This is a genomic window from Nocardia cyriacigeorgica NBRC 100375, from assembly GCF_000308555.1.
Taxonomy (GTDB): Bacteria; Actinomycetota; Actinomycetes; order Mycobacteriales; family Mycobacteriaceae; genus Nocardia; species Nocardia cyriacigeorgica.
Window position 1 is genome coordinate 1 of sequence record NZ_BAFY01000015.1, and the last position, 3,954, is coordinate 3,954.

Here is a 3,954-nt window from a genome sequence, read left to right on the forward strand (position 1 = left end):
AGGTGCTGCGCGACGGCGGCATCGAGGCGCTGGCCGCGGCCCGCACCAGCCGCGGCGAATACGCCGAGACGATGAAGCATCCGGCCGCCACTCCGCCGGTGTCCTCGGCCGAGATCCAGATCCGGCGCGCGGGCGGTGAGCCGAGCCGACTGCTCGCGGTGCTGGTCAAACGCGCTATCACGCAGTGGACCGGGCGCACCCAGCACGGCATCGTCGGCGTCACCCGCGAGGACGCGCACTGGTGGCATGTGTCGCTGTTCGACCACGTGGTCGTCACCGACGCATCCCAGTCCGGTGTGCGAGTTCGCCGCCGCGACAAGGCGACCGCGCGCAAGCTGCTGCTGCGCACCATCCGGGTGCTGCGTCGCCTGCGTCGCGAACTGCCCGCCCTGCAACAGCAGTACCGGGCCGCGATGCCGGAACTCACCAGCCGCGCGAACTGGGAGCGGTTGTACGGGATCGACGGGGGTTCCGAGTCGCGCTGAGCGCCGGGCTCGTCGGCGAGGGGCGGATGACAACACTTGTCGCCGAAGGTGATTCGGCGTCTGCGGTATGCGCGGATGTGGTGGCTCGGCGACGGCCGTGATCGGACACGTGCCGGTCGGACGCACGTGCGGGCACAGCACGATGCCGGTCGCCGCACCTCTCGCTGCGATTCGTCGTCGTCGATTTCAGTGATCTGCCGCGGCGGATGCGCGGCCGTCGCACGGTTCGAGCGCGCCCGAGATGGGTAGGTACCAGTGAGCCCGCGTCGCCTGGACGGCGGCCGCGGCATCAATAGACGAAGCCGGCCCGCAGCTCGACATGAGGCACCGGCGAAACCTCGGTAGGGTGCGCGTGCACGTTACCGATCTCGGGAGGAATCGATGAGTTATCCGGGGGCGCCGCAGGCGCAGCCTGTGCCAGGTCAGCCACAGTTCGGGGGTGCGCCGCAGTACGCGCCGCCCGGGGCTCCGCCGTACGGTCAGCCGCCGATGGGGCAGCCTATGCCGGGTCAGCAGGCGCCGGGTCAGCCGATGCCGGGGCAGCCGATGCCCGGCCGTCCGCCGATGCCGCCGGCGCCGAATGGGGCGCCGCAGTTCCCGCAGGGCGGACCGTATGGACAACCGCCGCAGGGCATGCCGCCACAGGGCCGCCCACCGATGCCCGGCGGTCAACCGCCCATGCCCTACGGCGCCCCGGGTGCGCACGCTCCCGCCGGTCAGGGTATGCCCGGTGATCCGCCCGGCCTCACCGTCGACGCGTCCTACACCCCGATGGCGTTCCTGCTCGCCATCACCAAGCCGAAGATCATCGTCAACGGCCACCAGGTCCCCAACACCCGCTGGGGCGCCAACCACATCCCCGTCGGCCCCGGCCAGCACCACGTCAAGGTGAGCACCCCCTGGCTGTTCGACATGGGCCCGGCCACCACCACCGTCCCTGTCGCCGAAGGCCAGGCCGCCCGCCTCTACTACCGCGCCCCCGCCCTGATCTTCCTCAACGGCGCCATCGGCCCCGCCCCACAGAAGACCCCGGGCATGGTCTTCATCTACATCTCCTGGGCCTGCGCCGCGCTGCTCATCCTGCTCAGCATCCTGCCGCTGCTGTTCATCTAGCCGGTTGCCGGCGCTAGCGGCACCCGTCGAACTCCGCCCGCACCCGCCGCTGCAGGTCGAGAGCTTCCGGGTTCTCCGGATCCCTCTCGCCTGCGGTGCCGGCGTACTCGCAGCCCGCGACATGCACGCTTCCGGCGGATGTATCGGGAAGGTGCCACCACAGATACAGCGGGTGCTCGGGTGTCGGTCCGACGGCCTCGATCACCGCGGCGATGTCGGCATAGGCCGATGCCGCGTCGCGCACTCCGACCGACATGTAGGACAGCTGCCCGCGCTCGATGGTCAGCGCGGCTACGCTCACCGGCAGGGTGGCGAGTCGACCGCTGATCTGGCGCTCACGCTCGGCGCTGAATGGGAAATCGACCCGCCACATGGGCTCATCACCGGCGGGCATCACCTCGACTCTCGTCGGTTCGTCCCCCAGCACCGCCCGCGCCGCGGCCAGCGAATGCGCCACCGGCGGCGCGTCACGGATGTCGATCGAGCTGCCACTGTCGCGAAACCAGTTGATATCTGCCCCCGGCAGCGCCCCGCCGAGCTGCCTGATCAGGCGGGTGTCGGTTCCGAGCCGGTCCGGATCCAGCCGCTCCCCGCGCGTAAGCGTGACCGTCTTGCCCACCGTGAACTCGGCCGACTGGTCGTACCCGTCGAAATAGTCGCCCTTGATCTCAGCGATCCGCCGAGCAACTGCGGTGACCTGCCCCTCGGTCGCCGCAAGCATCCGGATCGATAGGTCCAGCACCGACCCGTGCGTGATGTTGTTGGAGTACGACGCGGAGAACAATTCGACCCCGGGCATGGCACTGATCTCGGCATCCAACTGCTTCACCTGCGTCGGCCGCCCAGGCAATCCGGTGCACCCAGCAGCAACGAACACCATCGCGACAACAGTTGACACCCACGCCGCAACCTTGATCCTCCCCATACCGAAATACTGCCGCACAAACCCAGTGTGTGCCGTGGGTTACGCGGCTCCGCCGGCGTGGGAGGCTCCCTGACAGCCGAACGCCACGGTCCGCCTGCTGCGAAGCCGTGGCGTTCGGTGAATTCCCGCCGAGCCCTCGATCAGAGGAACAGGTCGGTGGTCAGGGGGCCGTCGCCCGGGGTGACGCGGTACTTGTCCAGGTCGGTGATGCCGTGGGCGGCGAGGACGTCGTCGTCGATGAAGAAGTTGCCGGTGGTCTCGGTCGACGGGGAGGTCAGGACCAGGTAGGCGGCGTCGGCGTAGATGTCGGGGGTGCGGGAGGTGGCGACCATTTCCTCGCCGCCGAGCAGGTTCTTGACCGCAGCGGTGGCGATGGTGGTGCGCGGCCACAGCGAGTTGACGGCGATGCCGTCGGACTTCAGCTCTTCGGCCAGGCCGAGGGTGGTCAGCGACATGCCGTACTTGGCGATGGTGTAGCCGAGTGAGGAGCCGGCCCACTTGGGGTCGAGGTTCAGCGGCGGCGACAGGGTGAGGATGTGCGGATTGCGCCCGGCCGCGGCGGATTCGCGCAGTGCGGGGATGCACAGCTTCGACAGCAGGAAACTGCCGCGGCAGTTGATGTCCTGCATGAGGTCGTACTTCTTCATCGGCAGCGCGTCGGTAGGCGAGAGGTCGATGGCCGAGGCGTTGTTGACCACGATGTCGATGCCGCCGAACTGCTCGATCGTCTGGCGCACGGCCTCGGCGACCGACTCGTCGATGCGCACGTCACCGACGAACGGCAGCACCTTGCCGCCCGCGGCCTCGAGTTCGGCGGCGGCGGTGTGGATGGTGCCGGGCAGTTTGGGATGCGGCTTGTCGGTCTTGGCGATCAGGGTGATGTTGGCGCCGTCGGCCGCGGCCCGCTTGGCGATCTCCAGCCCGATGCCGCGGCTACCGCCGGACATGATCAGCGTCTTACCCGCGAGCGGCTTCGATTCGGTCATTGACTGCTCCTGTCGTCTCTGCCACGGCTGCGACGCCGAGGCCATCCGCTTCTCGACAGTAAGCGTAGCCCCGCGCCCTATGCAACAAGTTGCATAGGGCGCGGTGGTGGTCTGGCTCACTTTCGCCGGCGCCTGTCCTCGGTTGACGTTTGCGCTGGTCGGCAGCGTGCGTTAATGCCGGGGTCGGGCGCGGCCTATCAGAGCGAGTTGTCGGGTGGTCGGACCCACGTCCAGGCGAGGGCGAAGACATCGCCGTCGCGGACCTGCCCGCAATGTCCGGTGCGCGCGGCGACGGGACCACCGATCACTCGATGGCCCCGCCGACACGGTTCAGCGCCGCGAGTTCTTCTCCCGGAACATCCGGCGATGTTGCTTGGAGATATCCCGCCACACCTTTTCGCGCTCGGCGCGCAGGCGCTTATCGCTGCGCGCCGCCATCCACTCG

At 68.9% G+C, this 3,954-nt stretch carries 3 protein-coding genes and 1 pseudogene; 2 read left to right on the top strand and 2 right to left on the bottom strand.

Annotation, left to right across the window (positions count from 1 at the left end):
• Together RJ05_RS31235 and RJ05_RS00985 are read left to right on the top strand one after the other, a co-directional pair.
• Window positions 1-485: pseudogene (locus tag RJ05_RS31235) on the top strand (glycosyltransferase); the annotation flags it as partial.
• Window positions 486-974: 489 nt separating this feature from the next.
• Window positions 975-1,598 (top strand): hypothetical protein, encoded by a 624-nt coding sequence (locus RJ05_RS00985; RefSeq protein ID WP_228828967.1) that lies wholly within the window; start codon window positions 975-977, stop codon window positions 1,596-1,598.
• A gap of 13 nt (window positions 1,599-1,611) precedes the next feature.
• Here RJ05_RS00985 and RJ05_RS00990 read toward each other — a convergent pair whose 3' ends face one another.
• Together RJ05_RS00990 and RJ05_RS00995 are read right to left on the bottom strand one after the other, a co-directional pair.
• Window positions 1,612-2,496, bottom strand: coding sequence for a hypothetical protein (locus tag RJ05_RS00990; RefSeq protein WP_138445707.1), 885 nt, complete (start codon window positions 2,494-2,496; stop codon window positions 1,612-1,614).
• Window positions 2,497-2,663: 167 nt separating this feature from the next.
• Window positions 2,664-3,509 (bottom strand): SDR family oxidoreductase, encoded by an 846-nt coding sequence (locus RJ05_RS00995; RefSeq protein WP_036531882.1) that lies wholly within the window; start codon window positions 3,507-3,509, stop codon window positions 2,664-2,666.
• Window positions 3,510-3,954 lie beyond the last annotated feature (445 nt).

Excerpts from the sequence above, each read along its gene's own strand:
- RJ05_RS00985 (WP_228828967.1), top strand. The coding sequence starts at position 975 with ATGGGGCAGCCTATGCCGGGTCAGCAGGCGCCGGGTCAGCCGATGCCG.
- RJ05_RS00995 (WP_036531882.1), bottom strand. The coding sequence starts at position 3,509 with ATGACCGAATCGAAGCCGCTCGCGGGTAAGACGCTGATCATGTCCGGC.